Here is a 20,384-nt window from a genome sequence, read left to right on the forward strand (position 1 = left end):
CATTGAGATAGATCAACAACGCCCATTTGCACGGCCGCCCGTTGGCGGCGTTATTAATTGACAAAAATCAGAGTCGATAGCGGACATCGTCAGATACTCGGATCATCGATTGAGCAGTGCAGCGATTAACCAAGGGGAAATCATGAACATGCGCTTGTCCATCATTGTGCTGAGTGTCCTGATGGCGACAGCCACCGGATGCAGCCACCGCCATGCCGAGGAAATCGATGCGCGACTTGAGTCTGCGGAAAACAACGCGGCAACCGCACGTTTGCGGGCCGACGAAGCGCTATTGAAAGCTGAACAGGCACAACGAGCAGCTAATGAAGCCAATGAGCGCGCCAAGCGGACGACCGAAAAGGCCACGCGCAAGTAGTCGGCGATGAGATCAAAGCGGACACGGATGTCGGGCTGGCAATCAGGCCGGCGAAGCATTGCCAGGAGAATGACGTGATGTTCAGGCTTAAACGGATTCTGTTGATTGCACCCGCTGAAATGACCCGCACGCCGGCGTTTGACCGCGCGCAGGCATTGGCCCGGGCCAGCGGTGCGTTGTTGCACATCGTGGCGTTCGATTATGTCCAGGCCTTGGCGCTGGCCGGTCTGTTTGACCACAACGCCATGGCGCAGGCGCGCGAAGGCTACTTGCAGATGCATCGCCAGTGGCTGGAACAGCAAGCCCGGTTTCAACGCAGTGCTGAGGTGCAAGTGACAACCGAAGTGGTCTGGGCCAGATCCACACCGGCGCATGTGCTCGAGTACGTCAATGACTTCCGCGCCGATCTGGTGATCAAAGACGCCCACCATATTCCGGCCCTTGATTGGGCATTCCATCAACCACTGGACTGGATGTTGCTGCGCGATTGCCCGGCCTGTCTGCACCTGGTCACCGACGCCGCGAACCCGAAGCCGTTGAAGATTCTGGCGGCCATAGACCTGTCCCACCTTGAGGACCTTACCCAAGGCCTCAATGACCGGATACTCGAGCTGGCATCGACATTGGCATCCGAATGCGCTGCGTCGTTGCATCTGTTGAATGTAAGCGATTGGTCCGTAGTCGGTGATGCCGCGATGAGTGTGCCGAACCTGAGTCTGGATCACAGCCTGCGCGAGGCGATCACCGATACTCAGCAAGAGGCGTTCGATACCCTGGCCGAGCGCTATGGTGTCGATGAAAAACACCGACACTTGCTGACCGGAATCCCTTACCGGGTGGTCGAACGCTTTGCCCGCGAGCATGCGTTTGACCTGATGGTGCTGGGCACGTCCTACCATCCTGGCCTCGACGGTTTCATCGGTGGCACAGCGCAATGCCTGGTCAATCGTGCGCCGTGCAGCTTGATGATGGTCAAGCCGCCACCTTTTGCAGCCTGACCGGTTCGCGCCGCAGTTGATAAAAGTCAACTGCGCCTGGATCAAGAGGAGCGATTAATAGCGCTCACTTGTGGGTTCAAGGAGACGGCCATGCAACTGACATTTCTCGGCGCTGCCGGCACAGTCACCGGTAGCAAATACCTGCTGGAACATCACGGTCGGCATGTCCTGATTGATTGCGGTCTGTTCCAGGGCTACAAGCAATTGCGCTTGCACAACCGGGACCCGTTCCAGTTGCCCATGCGTGACCTCGACGCAATAGTGCTGAGCCATGCCCATCTGGATCACAGCGGCTACCTGCCTGTGTTGGTTCGCAATGGTTATCGCGGCCCGGTGTACGCCACGCCGGCCACTTGTGAACTGGTCAGAATCCTCCTGCTCGACAGTGGTCGTCTGCAGGAAGAGGAGGCGGGTTTTGCCAACAAGCACGGTTTCTCCAAACACTCGCCGGCGTTGCCCTTGTACACCGAGCAGGACGCCGCGCAGGCATTGAAACTCTTGCAACCGATCGAGTTGCATCACCGGGTCGAAGTCATTCCGGGGTTGAGCATTTTGCTGCGTGGCGCGGGGCATATTCTGGGTGCCAGCACCGTCGAGGTCAGCGCCGAGGGCACCACGCTGGTGTGTTCAGGTGACCTTGGCCGGCCTCACGATCCGTTGATGTTCGCGCCGGAATTCATCGAGCAGGCCGACTATCTGCTGGTGGAGTCGACTTACGGCGATCGCCGCCATCCAGACGACGCACCAGAGAAGCAACTGGCCGAGGTGATCAATCGCACGGCACTGCGCCATGGCATCACTCTGGTACCTTCGTTCGCAGTCGGACGTGCGCAACTACTGATGTACTACCTCTACAGGCTTAAACAGCAGCATGCGATCCCGGACTTACCGGTGTACCTCAACAGCCCCATGGCCACCGACGTCACACGCCTGTATCAACGCTTTCGCAGTGAGCACCGCCTGTCACTGGAAGATTGCGAAGGGATGTGCAGGGGCACCCGGTTTGTACGTTCGACCCAAGAATCCATCGACCTGGATCAGCAACGTACCCCCGCCGTCATCATCGCTGCCAGTGGCATGGCCACCGGTGGGCGAGTGTTGCATCACCTCAAGGCATTGGCGCCGAATCCATTGAACTCACTCTTGATGCCGGGTTTTCAGGCCGGCGGCACGCGCGGTGCGCAAATTGTCGCGGGTGCTCCGTCCGTGCGCATCCACGGGCAAGAGGTACCGATTCGCGCTGAAGTGGTGCCGATGCAGAGCCTGTCCGCGCATGCCGACGCCGATGAAATCATCGAGTGGCTGCGTGGCTTCAAACGCGCGCCAAAACACACCTATGTGGTACACGGTGAACCCAATGCCTCGGACGTCCTGCGCCGGCGCATCAGCATAGAGCTGGGCTGGTCAGTGTCTGTGCCGGAGTACCGCGACTGTGTCGAACTCGGCGCAGGCTCGGCTCTGTGACGGAGCCCGCCGAGTCAGTACCGCCACTCCAACCAGGCGTGTCGATCCTTCTCGGCGGTGTGTTTTCTGGCTTCAGAACACCTGGTTTGCGGGGGAAATGGCTCTTTGTACAGGGCATAGGCCTGATCGCTGAGTCGCCTTACAACGTCAGCGTCCCGGCCCACAACATCCGGCCGGCGTAGATCGCAGCGGCCCAGATGATGATCAACACACCCGTTTCGGGACCGCTGAGTGGCTGGCCCTGACGGGTTTTCAGCGTGCCCAGGTAAATCAACGAGCCGGGGGCGTATAGCAAAGCACTGAGCAGCAGGTATTTCGGGCCGGCGGCATACAACAGCCATCCACAATAGAGCGCGGCGACAGTGGCGATGGCCATGTCGCGGATCTGAAGCGCGCGATTGCCGCCGTAGGTGTCGCCCTGCCAGGTCAATTTCAACGCATAGACACTGCTGAACAGGTAAGGCAGCAGGATCATTGATGTCGCAAGGGATATCAGCGCCAGGTAGCTGGCGCTCGAGTACAGCGTCAGAAGCAGGAACAACTGGATGCAGCCATTGGTGAGCCACAACGCATTGGCGGGCACGCCCCGGACGGTTTCCTCGCCAAGCGTCACCGGCATGACCTTTTCCTTTGCCGGTGTGAACAGCGACTCAGCGGCGAGCAACGTCCAGGCGAGCAGGGCGCCACCGACCGAAATGATCAGGCCGATGCTGATCAGCACCGCGCCCCACGGCCCGGCAGCAGCTTCCAGCACGCCCGCCATCGAAGGGTTTTTCAGGGCGGCGAGCTCGGGTTGTCTGAGAATGCCCAGTGAAAGCAGTGAAACGGCGATCAGCAGGATCAGCGTGATGACAAAGCCGATGATCGTGGCCCGGCCGACGTTGGCACGTTCTGCGGCGCGAGCGGAAAACACGCTGGCGCCTTCGATGCCGATGAAGACCCAGACGGTGACCAGCATCGTGCTTTTGACTTGATCCAGGGTACTGCCCAGCGCAGGTGTGCCCCAGAAATCAACCATGAAGGTTTCGCGCTGGAATGCCGCAATCAGCACACCAATAAAAAGCAGCAATGGAACGACCTTGGCCACGGTCGTGATGGCGTTGGCCCGCGCCGCCGTGCGCATTCCCCGCAGAATCATCCAGTGCAGTGACCACAGCACCACGGAAGCCCCGGCAATTGCCGCTTTGTTATTGCCTTCGCCAAACAGCGGAAAGAAATAGCTCAGAGCTGCGAACAGAATGACCAGATAACTGACGTTGCCGATCCAGGCACTGATCCAGTAGCCCCAGGCTGAGTTGAAACCCAGAAAGTCACCCCCCAATGCGCGGGCATAAGCAAATACCCCGTTGTCCATTGTCGGCTGGCGGTTGGACAGCGCCTGATAAACCCACGCCAGCGACAGCATGCCGACACCGGTAATCAGCCAGCCAATCAGAATCGCTCCAGCGCCAGCGCTGGCGGCCATGTTCTGAGGCAGACTGAAAATGCCACTGCCGATCATCGAACCAATCACCAGCGCGATCAACAGGCTCAAGGACAAACGCCTTGGTTCGGCCTTGCGCAGACTCAGCGGCAGCGGCTGAGGCCTGGAAGGGGGGACGACGGGTTGAACGTCTTGCAGGTGAGTAGCCATGACGAGCCTCCACGAGAGCAGGTTTTCTGCATCGACCGCAAACACGGTTGTGCAGGTCTAGATGCTCAATCTCGGTCAGAACGTCATGTCTGTGTTTGATAAAAGTCAATTCAGGGAAGAACGGTTCCGCGGCAGAAACGACCGGCGTGGGGCGATGCATAACGGCATGCGCATCGCTGTGCCTGATTCTGAACGACCGCAGAAGTGATCGGATAAACAGTCAGGCTGTCGGAGGCTAGAGACTGTCAGGATCGCCAAAAAACATTTTGACTAGGCTCTAGGACGGTAGTTTCAGTTTGAAAAAATCTTATTATGCCCCCAATTTTGCCCCCACTCAGGCGCCTTACATGAGCGATCACGAATGGCGATTCCTGACGAAATCCAGTATGGCTTTGGGTGGCTTTGAGTGTACGCCCAAACTGGGGTTGGCTGGGGGGGGGCGAGTTGCACGCTCAGAGATGCTTTTCACCCAATTGCTTGGCTAGACTGCGTTAGCTCAGATCACATCGTGCTTTGGCACTGGGCATGTTATTGAGTAGCCTGCGGACCCTAGGTTAGATTTTCGTGCATCTCCCATGGGGTGGGTGAGTGTGTGTGTAGCACCCGGCTAACCTCCATCCCTGAGGGCTTGGCGCTATTGGCTGTAGAAGTGGGAGCAATGATGGGACTCTCCAGCGGCCAGCAAATACACTTTCAGAATCCCAGCATTGAGGTCCATGGCGTTCACCTGCGGGGCCACTGACCGAAAGCCTGCGATTGGTACAGAGTAAGCGTACGCGGAACACACCTTGCGCAGATCAGCCATCCACTGAAGCGGCAACAACTGCACTATCTCGCTGGCCTTCTGCGTATGCAACCGCGTCAGCACATCCATGAGGTACACGTACGGATCATGCCCAATCAGGCGCGCCGACTGGATCAGGCTCATGATCGCCGCCGCCCGGTTACCACTGTGCAATGATCCTGCGAAGAGTCAGTTCGAACGCCCAAGCGTCCACGGCTTGATCGTGTTTTCGACCGGGTTATTGTCGAGTCGTAGCGGTTGGATTGACAACGAATAGATTGATGTTGCTCTTTCGAAATTTACTTCTATCGATTGCGGATACCGCGAACGACTCAGCAATGCTTGCGATCTGCTCCGAGCTGAAGTTCTCGTTGATGTACTTCGGGCCGTAAGCAGAGTTCTCGACGTAGTTGAGTACGATGTTTGAAAGGCCAATCTTCAGCGCTTCATCCTCCAGCTTGAGCAGTCGTTCGATCGACGCCTTGAAGCTCGGATTGCCTTTGGAGAAGGTGAAAATGATATGGGTTTGGCCGTCCTCCGGAAAAACGTTGAGCATCACGTTCTTCATGTCAGCACGGCTCGCTGCGCTAGACTGGGCCATTCGCTGTTCCTCCTGCCTGGAGATGATGCGATTGCCATCATGGTCGAAGTATGGGATGAACGACGCGCAGCAGGCTACTAGGCAAGCTCCGTCGAGGGCGTGGTAGATGTGTTCGAACTCCGACGGTTCCTCGCGTTCAATAGCATCCGTCAAGTCATCGCAGATCTGCTGCAGTTCGGAGATGCTGTGTCCGCACTGCATGTGCTTGGTCCGAATCTCATGGTTCTTTTCCCCTTGCAGCATCCCTTCGAGTATGAAGTCAGGGACCACCATTTCGCCCCGCTTTATCGCCGGAAGCGTCATTTGGAAGTGCGGCGGAAAGTCATCAACGTTCAGCTTTTCGCCCAAAAAGACTTCGCAGAACTTCTTCGACTCAAGGGTGGAATGCAGTTCCTTGGCTGCGGCCCGGTAGGCGTAGATGTCCTGTTGCTTGGCCGTTGCGGTGAACGCTACATCCTCAATTGGCTGGAATATGGCTTTGTCGTGCCCGCCGCAGAAGCCGGCGAAAGTGCTGAACTTCTTGATGCCTTGGAGCTTGAACTCCGGCTGCATCGATTGCATGTCCTCTGCTGGTGCGAACCCAAGGTGGTAGACCTTTCCTTCGCTTTCTCCGCCGCCATCTGCGATCGAAGCGAGGATTTTGCCTCGTTGGATGGAATGGGAGTGAATAATTTTCCCTGAGCAATCCAGTTGCTTATCGCCACCTCGCAAGCATGCTTTGACGCTGGCATCTTTCTGATTCTGGCCCAGGAGTTTGTTGAATTCGATCTGATCTGGATTCATCTGCATCCTCCTTAATCCATTCCTATAGCCATCGGCTTGGCGCAATCTGGGTGTGAATCGCGCGCCTGTATCTGAGTGTCGCTGCTCTGTAAAGCAATTAGCTTCTGGCTGGTGCAATACTCAGGAGGTCCTCGCACAAAGCAATCTCATAGGCTTCTGCGAGGTTAGCTATCTGCAGTCCGATGGATTTCCTGAGAGCTGCCAGGGCGTCATTAAAATGCAGCCACTCGGGGTCAGCCGAACTACATCGTAGCGTTCTGAGGTCAACAGATTTCATCGCATTGAAGAAAATCAGAATTGTCTTAGTCAGCGATAGCAGAATGCCGTCAAGTGCTGTTCCGTCAACGAGCTTTCCCCGAATGACGGCGAATCGCCTGCGCAGTTCATCAAGCGATTCTCGGACGTGGTCAGGACATTCGGCATCGAATGTGGCCCACAACGACCGCCGATCCGTCATGGCGGAGACGATTTCCTTCGCAATCTGCGGTTCCATGCGTCCAGATTGAAGCAGTGCCAGGCTGCGAGAGTACCCTGCGGTGCGCACCTCCGACACTATGGCTTCGTGGTCAATCTTCCACTTTCGGAGCAAGTCCGCTTCGTAAGCATCCTCGTCGCCATCGACGATGACTCCACACTCCCTGCAAAGCCACAGGCCGTTTTCGATGGCCGTCCGTTCTACGGCAGTCTGCGAGGCCTTGTAGCGGGGGCCCAGTTCGGAGGCGGCATGAATATGTGCGGCGTGCCCAGAAGTCAGAGCTTTGGTTGGGTCAGAGTGCGGTCCGATGGTGAGTTTGAGGCAGCGCGGATTGGAGCAAAAATGTGCAGCCCGGCGAGCTAGCGCAGTTTTTGTGGCTGCTTTGAAATCGTCCCTTTTGGTCACTATCAACCTCCCTGTTAGACACAAGTTCATTGCCCCGAATACTATCGCGTCGTAGAAGTGAAGTCTCTGGCCAATGCAGCTGACTGTGATCCCGCCGGAGTTTTCAGTGTGCGCCGCTGCGATTGGGCAAACAAGAAAACTCCGAGGAGCCTTGCGGGTCCCCGTTCGGGGGAGAGGAAACGTCAGATTCAGACCGGACCACTTGCCGGGCCAATGCCACCTCAACCGAGTCGCCGTCGTGATTCAGCACGTTCAATCCATAGTCTGGTATGCCTCCCGACGTACTCTGGCACGCCATGATCTTCTAGCCAACAACTGCAGGCAGAGATGTCGGCGTAGCCCAAGAAGATGACGTGAACCGCTTGCGGTTGACCAAGTCGCCACGAGCGACGGGCGGCCTGCTGCAGCGTGTACACGTTCCAGTCCGACTGCATGAAGATGATGGTGGGGAACACCAACAGGTCCAAGCCTGGTTTGACCAGTTCCGGGTTAGTGATCACGACATTCACTGCCCGGTCGACTGTACGGTGCCAGAATGAGATGGTACGAATTGGTAATGAATCGCTCTGGGTTTTTCGTCCAGGCCTCACAGGTCACCTTGAAGGGAGTGCGCTCGACCTGGCCATTGGTCTCGGGGTCGTAGACCTTGGTCAGAGGATGCTTGATGCCGTGCACATGGCAAACACGATCAAAAATATGTCCACCAAAGCTGTTTGCGGGCCTGTGGACTGAGCGATGTGATTTGCAGGAGGTCTACCTTGATCTTTGCGAACGTTAGCCCCTTAGCCGTGAAGGCTTAGGGGCAGCTTGATCCTTCAGCTTCAGATTTATCCGGTCATCGAGGCCATAACCCATCCATCGAGCGGCGGATATGTTGGGTAGCTACGGGGCTCGCGCTCATTGAGCAGTTTGAGCCGCAAGGCTTCAATCTCCATCAGCAACTCTGTGCTGTCTATGTTTAACTTCTTGACTCTCCGCTCGAGGTATTGGCAAGTCGCCCAATGTCGAGGTGGCTGTGCCTCAAGAAGCTTCCGCAATAGATCGGTAAGATCGGATGCATATGACGGTACAACGGCGTCACTGTTTGCCAGCTTAGACAGCGCTTGCAAGAGCTGCATGAGCCTCATATCTGGCTCCATATGCTTCAGAAATTGCTCTATGAATGCTCTGGGGATCCACTCATCGACCTCTGTAAGTTCGTCCAGGACCCAAGGGGCAGCCTTGGCCATTAGGCCGATCCACTGTGCGGTGAGCTGTTCATCTGCTGCGACCTCAAAGAGCGATTGCCATGCCTTCGGTAGAAAGTCGCCTGTGGTCTGCATATTCCGCGCAAGCATGATGTCGAACAGGCGCGGAGCATGATCAGCGCCGAGGGCTTTTATTGCCTCCGAGAGCTCAACGGTGTCCCCTAAGGAAAGCAACGTCTCCCAGCAAATCTCGAACATCGGATGGCTGGCATGTTGAGCGAAGTATGCTACGACAGGCCGCCAGATCTTGTGCGGTCCTCCGTAAACTCCAATGTACTGAACCTCTGGATGCCACCCTGTGTAGACGTGCACAACAGCATTCAGCAACGCCGTTGGGGTATTCAGGATCGCCGGCAGTGAACTCAGCGCAACCAGCCCCTCCCCTGGGAGGGTGAGTGTCAGAATCTCAGGAGGGACTGATTTTCGCGTGATCGCGGTCGCTCGCAGCCAGTCAAGGTCTTCGGCCGGGGTTTTCAGCTGCTTCAGCAACGCATGTTGTTCTGCAGGTGTCAGCAAGTCCCACCGCTGAACCAGGTCGGCGACAACGCGAATACGAGCGCTGGTACCCGGTAATTCCAACAGCCTTTGCACGCGGCCTGAACGTGTCGAGGGTTCGGAAGTTGTACCTTCAATCAGGATGTCTGTCACACCTAGCATGTAGTCGCTGAGTCGGCGGTTTCTGACACTGTTGTGCAGCAAATCAATCCAGTGATCCGCGATCCGCATGAGCGCTTCATTTGGTATATGCCCCAGTCCTTCAGACAGCACGTTGTAAAGGCGAGCTTCGCGAAAGACGGCACCGGTAGGTAGCGCTTTCATGACCTGGCTCATCAACTCGCTGAACAGTTCCCAAGGGGGGGTGTCGCCGGTTTCCTCGATACGGTCGAAAAGCACAAGGCGCTCGATGAACGCCAAAGCAGCAATTGGAGAGTCTGCCATTCGTACCAGACCACTTTGAAGCTTGCGGCGCCTTTCTGGCTCGCAGTCACCCCAAACATCCAAGACCGACTTGAGCACCTCTGTCGCGACAGCCGGATGTTCTTCTCCGAATATACGATCCAGCAGATCATCGTCATCCGAACGGGGTACAGAAAGCCACGCAGCGGCAGATGGCGCTCGGATCAATGCGACATCATAGCTGAGGAGCCGTCCTGCAGAGCTGGGCGTCATTTTTTTCGGATGACGGCTTAAGTGTGTAAGCGCAGCTGCGGCTTGCTCCGGCGAAATGACAGTGGCTTCGGCGTTGTCGAGCGCTCGAACAACATCCTTAATCTCCTTCCAGGGCCTTTCTTTGGCGAACATGTCGACTTCTATGGTCCCACCCATGCTCCCAGCTGGGATACGGGGCTGCCCGTTAAACCATTCCACATCGTCAATATCAAAAAAGGTGACAGCTGAAACCCATTTGGAGATCTGACTTTGCGTTTCAGAAGGCAACTGCGTGAGTCGCTTCACCAAGAAGCCAAAACAGTCATCCCGTGTTCTTGGGAAGATTGAGCTTAGGCCATCGATTGCGATGTTGATCACCGCCGCGCGACCATCCGGGGTATCAAGTCGATCGTAGAGCCAGGAAAGATTCCTGGCGGCCGCATCAGAGCTTTCCGGTGACAGGCTCAGCAGGGTACGACCCACTGTATCGAGAGCACTTTTTTCTGCGCGCGCAGTAGCACCGTCAATCAGTGACTCAGAACCCGCTCGGTAGAATGGGTGGGTAAACGCATACAAGCCGCCTGCTCGAATTTCCAAAATCCGACGCGCCTCCAGCATTTCGACCAATATGTCCGTGCCAGAAATGAGTTCCGGTAATGTATCGTACTGTGGCTCAGGACGGCTGCCCCGAGTCGTCGCGGCTCCCATGGAAATTGATTTGCCAGTGACGTTACTCCGGCCAGGACGATCAGGCCCGCCAGCACCCATTGCGAATGCCAACTCTGTAGGGGAAACTGGCAGGTCGGGTGTGGTCGAGATGGCCAAGGCGGTGACAAGAGGGGCAAGCCCCTCCGCCTTTAAGGCTCGGCCGAGCGTCTGAGCATCTTCTCGCGCGAGCCGAATTATCTCGGGCAGCGTTGCACCCGCTGACAATTTATGGTGGTTTGTAGCTAGATAAAGCAGGCAGCCTGGTTCGAGATCGAGTGCCGAAGTGGAGAGGGCAGATCGCACACACTCACTCAGCCATTTCGGTACGGAGTAGGTTGTGCAGGCCTGCGTCCAGACATTTGATAAAAAAACGCAGTCCAGGTGGCCAAGCTCTATCCACTTCACTCCACGCGTTTCCATCTCATCGACAGACCTTTTGCGCGTGACCTCCAGCAATCGGTCCTGCGCTTGGACGACGATAAGCCTTCGGTTTGCGCCGATCGACCCTAACAATTGCTCAAGGAGAGCGAGTTCTCGGACGGCATCGTCAGTGGCGTGCGCACCGCCAAAAGGATCATCCACAACGGCAAGGCGATTCTCGTTCACCGGATCCATCAAGAACCGTTGAGCCGATTGGACGCTTTCGGCAATTTTGACGATGAACCCCATTTGTTCAAAGTCCCCCGCAAGTTGCCGCGATGTCATGGTCTTACCGATGCGCGGCCGGCCGGCGAGGAGCAGTACTTTTTGCGTGGTTAATTTGAGTTTTAGGTCTTCCTCATCTCCTCGGGCTATATAGCCAGCGGGAGCCAGGCGTTCGTCGGGTCTGGCCGCCCGTATTTGCGTCCGGATCGCTGGCAGCACATCGGCGCCGGTGCCTTTCGCGTCGAAGATGATGGTCTCCAGGGCTGTCAACGTCCTGGCGATAAGGTCAGGAACGACTCCGTGAACAGACTGGAGAAGACTTTCAGACATTTGCCGCACCGTGCTTTCGTCCAGCCGCTCGATTATGCGTACACGTCGTACGGCTTGACGCAGCGCTGGATCCTTCAGCAGAGAGAAGAGGGTGCCGATGGCCTTTCTGCGCTGTTGTTGCAGAGGGCTATCCCCATCGAGGGGCACCTCATAAGACGCTAAACCTTTTCGGATATTTGCAAGGTCTGGCTTCTTGATTCGAGTCGCTGGCCAAGGGGCAATCGGATCGCCAAGATCGGCCACGTAAGTAGATGTGGCATCATCACAGCGGCCAGAAGCGATCATCATGACGTTATGGGTAGGGATGTTGACCAGACGTGCAATCAAAGGATCCTCGGCCTCGTGTGCCGGGAAATGGGCAAGCCAATCCGCGAGTTCATCAACAGTGACTTTTGCTTTCGCTCCTTTGACCTGAACTTCAACGACATTGCGACTCAAGCCATCGTCAAAAACCAGTTGCGCATCTTCGCCACCGCGCGGTTCGATTTCCAATTGCGCGTGTGCGCTCTGTGCATGCTGCAGCGCCAAAAGCAGACATACACGATCCTGGAATTTGTATTTTTTGGGGCCAATGATTTCGATAGACATCCAGTTCCTCATGGATCTGCAGTGCGGTGGTGCAATTTAGCCGAATCATCCTGCCTCGACCATGGTCCTGAAGTTCGGTTGATAGCAAAAATCAGGATGGGTTAGGGCTATTGCGGTCAACTGGCAGTCAAATCTGGACTCACCCAGTTTTTCTTTAGCGGTTCTATGAGGCCGGCCGCCCCGGACCGCTGGTTGTTCTCCAGCAATCGCATCTCGCACGTGCCCTCTTCGATTCGAGTGCGAATTTCCGTGGTGCAAAACTACCTGCAGTCACTGTTGATCGCCCTCAGAGGGGGCGCGCCATCGTTGCTAAAAGCATTTTGCAAAGAGCAACCAAAAAGCCATCAGTAGCTTAATATGTGTAGCCAGTGAAGGAGGGCCCTAGTGCCGGGCTTTAAAAGGAGCGGGAAATTTGATTACGACACACATGGGCTCCTTGAGCGCCGCTCATAGGGGCTATGCCTACCAAGATTTGGTTACCGCATACTTACTGGTTCGAGCACTTGTTCACCAGCATGAAGCGGTCATCGTAGATCGTAAAACTGTCGAAGACGACCGCTTCGACGATCTTGAGGTGACGGCCAATGGAACCAGAATCCGGCGCCAGCTAAAGTCCAGCCTGAACCCCGACGTCGCACTGAAGCTTCAAGATTTCACAGGCCATGCCTCCTCTCTTCGATTTGACCGTTTGGTTCAGACGTTCACCCATGCAGGCATGGACGCAGCTGACGAGTACAGGCTCTGCGCGACCTGGCAGACCCCTGTTATAGCCGACGCCTTGTCCGCTTTATTTGAAGTGTCAGATGCCGCTGGCACGTTCGCAGGGTTTACTACAAAGCGATATCGCATCGATTCAGCTCGAATATGGCCACATGCCGAAGGCCCCAAACTCTCGGTACTCTGCCCCTCCAAGGAGGGCCCAGCACCGCTTACCCGAGATCAGGTTGTCGCTTTTTGCGAGCGCTTTGTCATTGAACTTGCTTTGCCCTCAGCAACGCTTGATCTTGATAGCCCCGGCCCGTTAGAGGATTTACTGCTCGACTTGTTGAAGAAGGATGTTGGAGTAGGGCGATATCCCAACGCCGAAAGACGGCCTGAGGATGTTGCAGCGTTAGCTATTCACATCGCCACCAACGCGCGCATTCAAGGCGAAAGACTGACTCCTGGGGACGTAGCAAGTCGTTTGATGCTGCGCACAGATTTCGGGCGAGTACTTCAACAGTTCCCGATTGATAATTCTGTGCTACAGCCGCGACCGCACGTTCGCGACAATCTGGCTGAAACGGTGCTGCAGGGCGGCGTTCATTTGATCCTTGCTGGCCCAGGATCAGGTAAATCTTGGGAGTTGACGCAGCTTGCCGATTTTTTGCGAAATCGCGGTGTTGTTGTAGCGCAGCACTATTGTTTCCTTGCCCCTGGAGACGGTTTGGCAGAGAAGCGGGTTAGCACCAACATCCTGTTTGCAAATCTTCTGGGGGATATCCAGGACTGGTTGAGTGAGCAAGAGAGCGTATCTGCTCTGCAAACCTTCGCGGCAGGAGCTGATGTCCTTGAAGTAAGCCTGCAGCAGATCGTTGAAAGCGGTTCCCGAGTCGTCATTATTGTCGACGGTCTAGATCACATTGCGCGAGTACGCAGCACCTCTCAAAGCCTAAATGACAATGAAACAGATATCGTGGAGCGCTTATCTACACTTGCTTTACCCGAAGGTGTATCGCTTGTCATTGGCTCTCAACCTGGCGAGCATCTTGATCCTCTCCGAGATCGTTTCAAGGACTCACTGCACCAGCACACCCTTCAAGCATGGCAACGCGAAGAAATAATTTCTCTGTGTGACAAACACGGCGTTTCACAAGCATTTGAAGACGTCGCCATTTGCGACCAAGGTGAACGAGACGAGTTACTCACCTTACTGGCGTCGAAGGCCCAAGGAAATCCACTCTACACCCGCTATTTGTCGGTTGGCCTCGTTGAGGGGTTAAAGAGCGGGCGCATTCAATCGCCTCATGAGTGGCTATCTTCAGCGCCAGCCTTGGACGGTGACATTACCCGTTACTATCAACACCTGAACCTGACCGCCAGCCGCAACACCATTCCCGTGGCTAATATCCTAGGTGTTCTTGATTTCTCGGTGACGGAGGCAGAGCTGCAAGAAATTGTCGGGAGCTTGATGCAAGACTATGTTCCCGAAGCGCTGGCCATGCTGTCCCCCATCCTTTCCCGCGCCACAGGTCAAGGCGGTGTGCGGATATTTCATGAGAGCTTCAGGCGCTTCATTCTTGACGAGTTACAAGCCGCAGGCAAAAGCGTTCGCAATATCCTGAATCCGGTCATCGCCTGGCTAGAATCCAAGGACTTTTTTCAGGACGCTCGCTCATACCGCTTTTTGCTTCCCTCTTTGCGCCGGGTGGGGCGGGACGACGAGATTCTGGAGCGGGTCTCTGCCACCTTTGCGCGTGACAGTCTCGTTCATGGACACTCTCGAACGTCTATTGAGAACGGCGTCTCGCTTGCAGCGGACATTGCGGCAAGTAGCGGAAACTGGCCAGTGCTGCTCAGGTGCTCTGAGATCTTCCGTTCACTCGACATGTGCTTTGACGAAGGTACAAATCGCTGGCATCCGTATTGGATCACCTACCAGGCGCTACATGGGCCGCACGCTCTCGCACAACGCATGCTTTTCGATGGGGAACCAACTCTGGATGCGACTCAAGGACTGCTCGCGTGTGAGGCGGTCGAGGCACAAGGCGCAGTAGCACCTTGGGCGGAATACCTTGAGTTGTGGTTTGACGGCGACCGCAGCAGTCACTCTGATCACTTCGATCCTGAGGCTGATCTGTATGAGGAGGAGAAGGTTTACCTAGCATCGCTGCGTGGACAACTGCGCTTAGGGTATACGTTTGGGGTCGCCCGAGAGGTTTGTGATCAGTTGTATTTCGAGGAAGAACTCAAATTCATCTTCGTACGTAGGCTTTCGAGCATGCTCTCTCACGAGCTACCTATGTCTTCCGTTGAACGTCTCGCTGGGCGAGTGCGCGTTCAACCTGATCAGCGATTCGGCTTAAACGATGAGCGCGCGTGTGCGACTTGGTTGGGGCTGTCAGACGTAGCATGGGAGGCGAGCGACCTTGTGGCAGCAGCAGATTACGCCAGCAACGCGCTGCGTCACGCTAGAGGGGTAGAGCAGGCTATCTGGTGTTTTGAGCGAGGCGCTTCAGTTGAAAATGGCCAACCATTTTTGGTCGAGCCAGATACGCTCGACATCGCTCTGGGCGACGATGGCCACCTACATAGTGCCCAGCCAGTGCGTGACTGGGTCGCATCCACACGTCTACAAGCCTTAACTGGCAACTCACAAACCCTGGACGCAGAGCGGCATCGTGTTCAAGGAGAGGGCTGGTACCGTTGCTGGCTACGTTTCGTGATAGCAAGCGCAGAAGCTGAAGCGTCGACCATCCAAAACAGGCCATACGACTCTAATGCTGTTTTTGCACAGCTGCTCGGGGATCTTCGTCCCTTCGTGGGTTCTCCTCGGGCATGCGACCTCTATCTAATCCATTCAGTTATAGCCGATAGCCTCGCCCGAGCACTGAGTCTCCCTAGAACGCAGGAAGAATGGGAATACGCCATTTCTTCCATATCCGAGGCTCGTCTGGGTATTGCGACCCAGATGGACAGGGAAGACGGCGGGGCTATTTCGGCCAATACTTTTTTTTCGATACTAATTCCCTACGCTAAACATGAATCAGCGTCGCAGTTGGTGGTCGACGCTTTAGATCGTGAACTCGTGGCGGAGGAGATAGACGGCGGTACTTACTACAGCAACCATGCCGAGTTTTCCATGCGGGTGGCACAGGCGTTAGCAGTTGCAGGACAACCTGAGGCGGCGGCCAGTTATTGGCGGCACTCTTGTGGATTTCTACTGGGGTACGGGTTTCACAAAGACACCTCTCTATTTGACCTGATCGAGAGTGTGAGCGCCTTGAAGAGTGGGTCTTCCACCGCAGCGCTTGATGGCTTGATCAAGTTACAGCCGCTCGTGCGGGCAGTAAGGAACCATACCGACGGCAGAGAGACAAAGCATGCGCCGAATGCCTGGTTCAGTGCGCTCATGGCTGTTGACCCGGTACGCGGTGTTCGGCTTTTAGCGTCGACGTTGGCACGTGAGCGTGGGGGGGAGTCTTGGGTCACGCTCGCCGCGCTGACGAGCGTATTGACGAAGGTTGCCGAAACGGCAGATCCGCTCTTGCTCGATGGGGTTTGGGGCTCAATCTTGTTCGTGGTTGACCATGATGGTGCCGGCAGTAAGCTTGTCATGGAGCGGCTCAGACCGCTCGAACGGCTTATCCCGAGCAACGTATCCTACGTCCAGGATCGATTCACACAACTATGTGCAGAAGTGTTAGATGACGCTACGGGGTATCGGATCGATGCCGTTGAGCGACTTCTTACATTTGCATCAGAGCATGCGCTTACAACTCCAGCAGCCCTGCGTGATTACCGTCATCCCACGCAGATAGTACGCAGTAAAAGCAGATCCCGTGAACACGACACCACAGGTGAGGAGCTTCGTCCCGCCTTTCCTCAAACGCGTACCTATACGGATGTGCTGTCTACGCTTCGCAGGCTAGGTGAAGCGAAAATCTCGGATTCCGAGATCGACGGGGTAGTGACACTACCTCTGGCTTATATCATCAGCGAAATGGTCGACGCAGGCGATGAATTAGCAGCCCAACGACTGATCCACTTTTATGTGCACGATACGGATTACTGGTTTCGGGATCGTTACCAGGCCATCAAAGGCCTGGCTGACGCGCTTGATAACGCCGGTCATGTACAACTGGCCGCCATCACGTACGTGCTTGCATATAGCTGTGCAAAAGGCGGCGGCGGCTGGCATAACGTCGGCGGCCGTAAGCACGCAGCTTCGGTAGCCAGAGCGCTTGAGCTTGATCCTGCGCAAGCCCGGCAGGTGCTAGCAGACGAGACGGCCCGTAAGCTGCGGTCTGGCAATGTTCATGGTGTGACGCAACGTCTGGTTGAGCAGCTTGCCGAATGGGAGGCTCCAGGCATCGCAACACAGGCTTGGTCGGAGGCATTCGATGTGATGGAGCTTCGTTTGCCGCTGCCGGGACGCTACCTTGGGTTTGAAGATCTTGAGCCGGGGGGCTGCGACTGGTCAGTGGAAGAGGCCTTGATCAGCCTGCTACTGAATCGCCTGGGCAATCCGGTCTTGCCACGCAAAGGGCTGGTCTTGAGTGCCATAGCACGTCTGCTGCGTGATCGTACTCATCTATTCGCGCGTCCTTTGAGCCACTGGCTACTGGCTGATACATCAGTGTCCTCGCTGCATCTAGTGCTTCGCGTGTTGCTTGAGTCTCCAGTCGATCTTTCACACCTGATTGCCGATGTCACACCCGAGCTTACGCTGTGTGCCGAGTCCGACTCATGGGCAGTGGCGAGCATGGCGCAACTACTTCTTGCCAGGATAGATGTGACAGTTGCAGACCGAACTGATCCGACGATGTCGTCCACGCCGGTCGTTCGTCAACAGTTACGGATGATCGCGGCACTTGAGCAGCTTGAAGTGATGGAATTTCTGGCGCAGTTCTGGCCTGACCTCCCGTACATCATCGAGGGACGTCTGAATAACATCATGTGGCGTGATTCTATTCCAGGTCGCCGGCGATGGGAGCTCAGTGTCGGTCGTGATGGCAATGCCCGTCTTCCCGCCCAAGTCTTGCTATGGCAAATGGAACTCTATCTATCCATTCTTGACTCCATGCTCGTTAGCCTTCCGCATCCCGTAGGGCTGCCCGAAGGCTTCGAATCAGAGTTGGTCGAGGAGATGCTCCGCTACATTCTGCCAAATATTCCGGCGCACTTGATGGCTGTCGCCAGCAGGACGCCGCGCCCTAAATGGGAAGCCAGCGCACGCAATGGTCTTAACCCGATCGTCACAGTTGCCGACGATGATCCGGAGTACAGTGGTTGGATTCGACTTGGCTTCTATGAGGAGGAGCATCCTCAAAACTCACGTATAAAATCGGATCGGCAGCGAATGATTATTCGTATGGGCGGGATTGTCGCAGTGCATCCTGATGAAGATATCCCGCCCGATGCGTGCCCTTTCAACGAAGGGTATGTTGAGGACTGGTTGATCAGCGCGGGCAGTCCAGATGAGCTAATGGACGAGCGTAGTCTTTGGTTAGTAAACCGGGTCCCGATTGATGACTGGTTGGGAAGGACTTCATTACTGGTCCCCCCGGCAAGTCTTCAAATGCTCGCTGATCTGCGACATTGCGGATACGCAGGCTCTATGAGATGGGTGGATACCGCCGGAAACCTTGCGGTGGTTCAACGTACGTGGCGAGTGCGGAGCGATCAGATTTCAGTTGAGGACTCATACTGCGTAGAGGGGTGTGACGTACTGATGCGACCGGATCTACTACCTACACTACACCTAGCGTATGGGCCTTGGTTAACGGAGTTGAGTCAGGTCATGTGACCTTTGTCGTGCACATAGACTGGGAGCATACCGCCTCGTCCGGATGGTTTAGTCAGTGAGGGCTACTGACGGGAAATTGCCCTTGATGAAGGTCCACTTTGGGTTGTGGATTCAACCATTCGCGACGACCGTTTTCGACCCAAAGCGAGAGTTAGGGACTTGTCGGTAGTGACCGGAAAAGGCTGGTTGCTGTCTGCCGGATTTCGCAGCTGAACGTCGGCGGAGGCTGCAAGCTGACTTTCAACCGTGTGGGAGCCGGTAGACTAATATTCACAAGAAACCACGCGTCCTCTCTTATGGTGAGGCGGTGGCGTAGGATCTTGGCCTGCACTGCCAGGATGTAGATTTTTTTGACGATGACCAAGTCAGCGACTTCTTCACCATCGGTGAACCTCGGCGGTTTCAAGAGGGGGTGGACGTGTCCTGCGTCCGCAGGAAGTCGAAGAGCTGCAGGCTCAACGGGGCGTGTAGTAGATGGCGTCCAGAAGCGCTGCGCGTCCCAACCAGATTTCGGCGTCAGCCGCATTGCTCGGCTGCGGATGTCTCCACCACGGATCACCGTGCATCGGCTCAATGATGCGCTGCCAGTAGTTCTCCAGGTTCGTTGTGCTCGGGCTGACACCGAAGTTTTCGCACAAGTCCTTTCGGTTGGCCGAATCGATGCACACGAATGCGTCAGGCCGCTTCATCGCCAAGAGCCTAGTCGCGGTCGGTAGTCCGCCGACTCGCCCGTCCTGATCGAAGGCTGCTCTGAACGCTTTGCAGTAGCGGTCGTAGTCGTCCTGCGTGACCGCGCCCATCAACGGGATGAAATCGAGGGCATGGGAGAGACCTGTGGGCGCTTCGATGACCAGGTTCGCGAACGTCCCACTTGCGCCCATGCTCCCGAAAAGCCCGTAGTCCACGCCTGGCTGCTGAGACTTCTTGCGCCCGAGAGTGCCGGCGACCAGCTTGCGGTCGTCCTTGTTCCACTTCGCGTAGGGTATGCCAGTCGCGAAAAGGGCGCGAGCCTTTGTCAGAACGCCCAAGCGCTCCTTAAACAGGTGCGCAGACGGGTGTGATGAGCTTCGGACCTGCACGAGGTAGTCCGCCCAGCTCATGTCATGTGGCGCTCGCTTGGTATTCGGCTTAGAAGGTGGCCGAACGTCAGCGAACTTGATCAGTTCCTGTCGCGCAGCCGTCTTAGCTGCGTACTGGTGACGGTACCGAAAGAGGAACTCGTGAGAGATGTCCTCCGCCCCTTTCCACGCTTCTGCGACGAAGCGACTGAGGTCTACTAGCGCTGCATCGTCGAGCGAGCCATCAAGCAGCACGCTCGCCTCGACGTTTCGGCTCATCGCCGCCTTCGTGAGATTCGGGCTCCCGACCACGCAGCGTATGCGTTGCCCGTTACGAAACAGGTAGACCTTCGGGTGGAACAGATCGCCCGTAGGAGGAACGACGGCTGCGGCCGCTAGTGCTGCAGCCCGCTCAAGCACCTCGGGTTGCGTCTGGAACATATGAGTGCCGACAACGAAGTGCTCGAACTTCGAGCTGTCTTTCATCGCTGCCTCGAAGACCGCGTTCTCGGTAGCCCAGGCTACTGCCCATTGCATCGACTCGCAGTTCTCAACCAGCGCTATGAGTGTCGACTGCGTCCGCGAAGCCGACAGGAACTTCACATCCATCTCTGCTTTTCCTCGTGCTTCTA

Annotated in this window: 9 protein-coding genes and 2 pseudogenes; 4 read left to right on the forward strand and 7 right to left on the reverse strand. The window is 56.1% G+C overall.

Going from position 1 to position 20,384, the window contains the following annotated elements:
* Window positions 1–142: 142 nt before the first annotated feature.
* From QZR14_RS01080 to QZR14_RS01090, 3 genes are all read left to right on the forward strand, one after another.
* Complete coding sequence (locus QZR14_RS01080) at window positions 143–376, forward strand: Lpp/OprI family alanine-zipper lipoprotein (protein ID WP_250605224.1); 234 nt, start codon at window positions 143–145, stop codon at window positions 374–376.
* Between the two features lie 77 nt (window positions 377–453).
* Complete coding sequence (locus QZR14_RS01085) at window positions 454–1,374, forward strand: universal stress protein (protein ID WP_250605223.1); 921 nt, start codon at window positions 454–456, stop codon at window positions 1,372–1,374.
* A 90-nt stretch (window positions 1,375–1,464) separates the two neighbouring features.
* On the forward strand, window positions 1,465–2,838 hold the full coding sequence (locus QZR14_RS01090) for an MBL fold metallo-hydrolase (RefSeq protein ID WP_311995645.1): 1,374 nt from the start codon (window positions 1,465–1,467) through the stop codon (window positions 2,836–2,838).
* 139 nt (window positions 2,839–2,977) lie between these two features.
* Here the strand turns inward: QZR14_RS01090 and arcD are convergent, their stop codons facing one another.
* From arcD to QZR14_RS01125, 6 genes and pseudogenes are all read right to left on the reverse strand, one after another.
* Window positions 2,978–4,471 (reverse strand): arginine-ornithine antiporter, encoded by a 1,494-nt coding sequence (arcD, locus tag QZR14_RS01095; RefSeq protein ID WP_284676805.1) that lies wholly within the window; start codon window positions 4,469–4,471, stop codon window positions 2,978–2,980.
* Between the two features lie 802 nt (window positions 4,472–5,273).
* Window positions 5,274–5,504, reverse strand: a pseudogene (locus tag QZR14_RS01100) (transposase domain-containing protein); the annotation flags it as partial.
* On the reverse strand, window positions 5,494–6,639 hold the full coding sequence (locus QZR14_RS01105) for a hypothetical protein (RefSeq protein ID WP_311995646.1): 1,146 nt from the start codon (window positions 6,637–6,639) through the stop codon (window positions 5,494–5,496). The pseudogene QZR14_RS01100 and the gene QZR14_RS01105, both read right to left, overlap by 11 nt.
* A 97-nt stretch (window positions 6,640–6,736) precedes the next feature.
* Entirely contained in the window at window positions 6,737–7,519 is a 783-nt protein-coding gene (locus QZR14_RS01110) for a hypothetical protein (protein ID WP_311995647.1), read from the reverse strand.
* Window positions 7,520–7,715: 196 nt separating this feature from the next.
* Window positions 7,716–8,040: pseudogene (locus QZR14_RS01115) on the reverse strand (DEAD/DEAH box helicase); the annotation flags it as partial.
* Between the two features lie 306 nt (window positions 8,041–8,346).
* On the reverse strand, window positions 8,347–12,186 hold the full coding sequence (locus tag QZR14_RS01125) for a hypothetical protein (protein WP_311995648.1): 3,840 nt from the start codon (window positions 12,184–12,186) through the stop codon (window positions 8,347–8,349).
* Between the two features lie 412 nt (window positions 12,187–12,598).
* Here QZR14_RS01125 and QZR14_RS01130 point away from each other — a divergent pair, with 412 nt between their 5' ends.
* Window positions 12,599–18,694, forward strand: a complete 6,096-nt coding sequence (locus tag QZR14_RS01130) for a hypothetical protein (protein WP_311995649.1) — start codon at window positions 12,599–12,601, stop codon at window positions 18,692–18,694.
* 455 nt (window positions 18,695–19,149) lie between these two features.
* Here QZR14_RS01130 and QZR14_RS01135 read toward each other — a convergent pair whose 3' ends face one another.
* Window positions 19,150–20,361: a phospholipase D family protein gene (locus QZR14_RS01135; RefSeq protein WP_096134206.1), complete on the reverse strand. Its 1,212-nt coding sequence runs from the start codon at window positions 20,359–20,361 to the stop codon at window positions 19,150–19,152.
* Window positions 20,362–20,384: the final 23 nt, after the last annotated feature.

The organism is Pseudomonas sp. rhizo66 (assembly GCF_031931925.1).
GTDB lineage: Bacteria > Pseudomonadota > Gammaproteobacteria > Pseudomonadales > Pseudomonadaceae > Aquipseudomonas.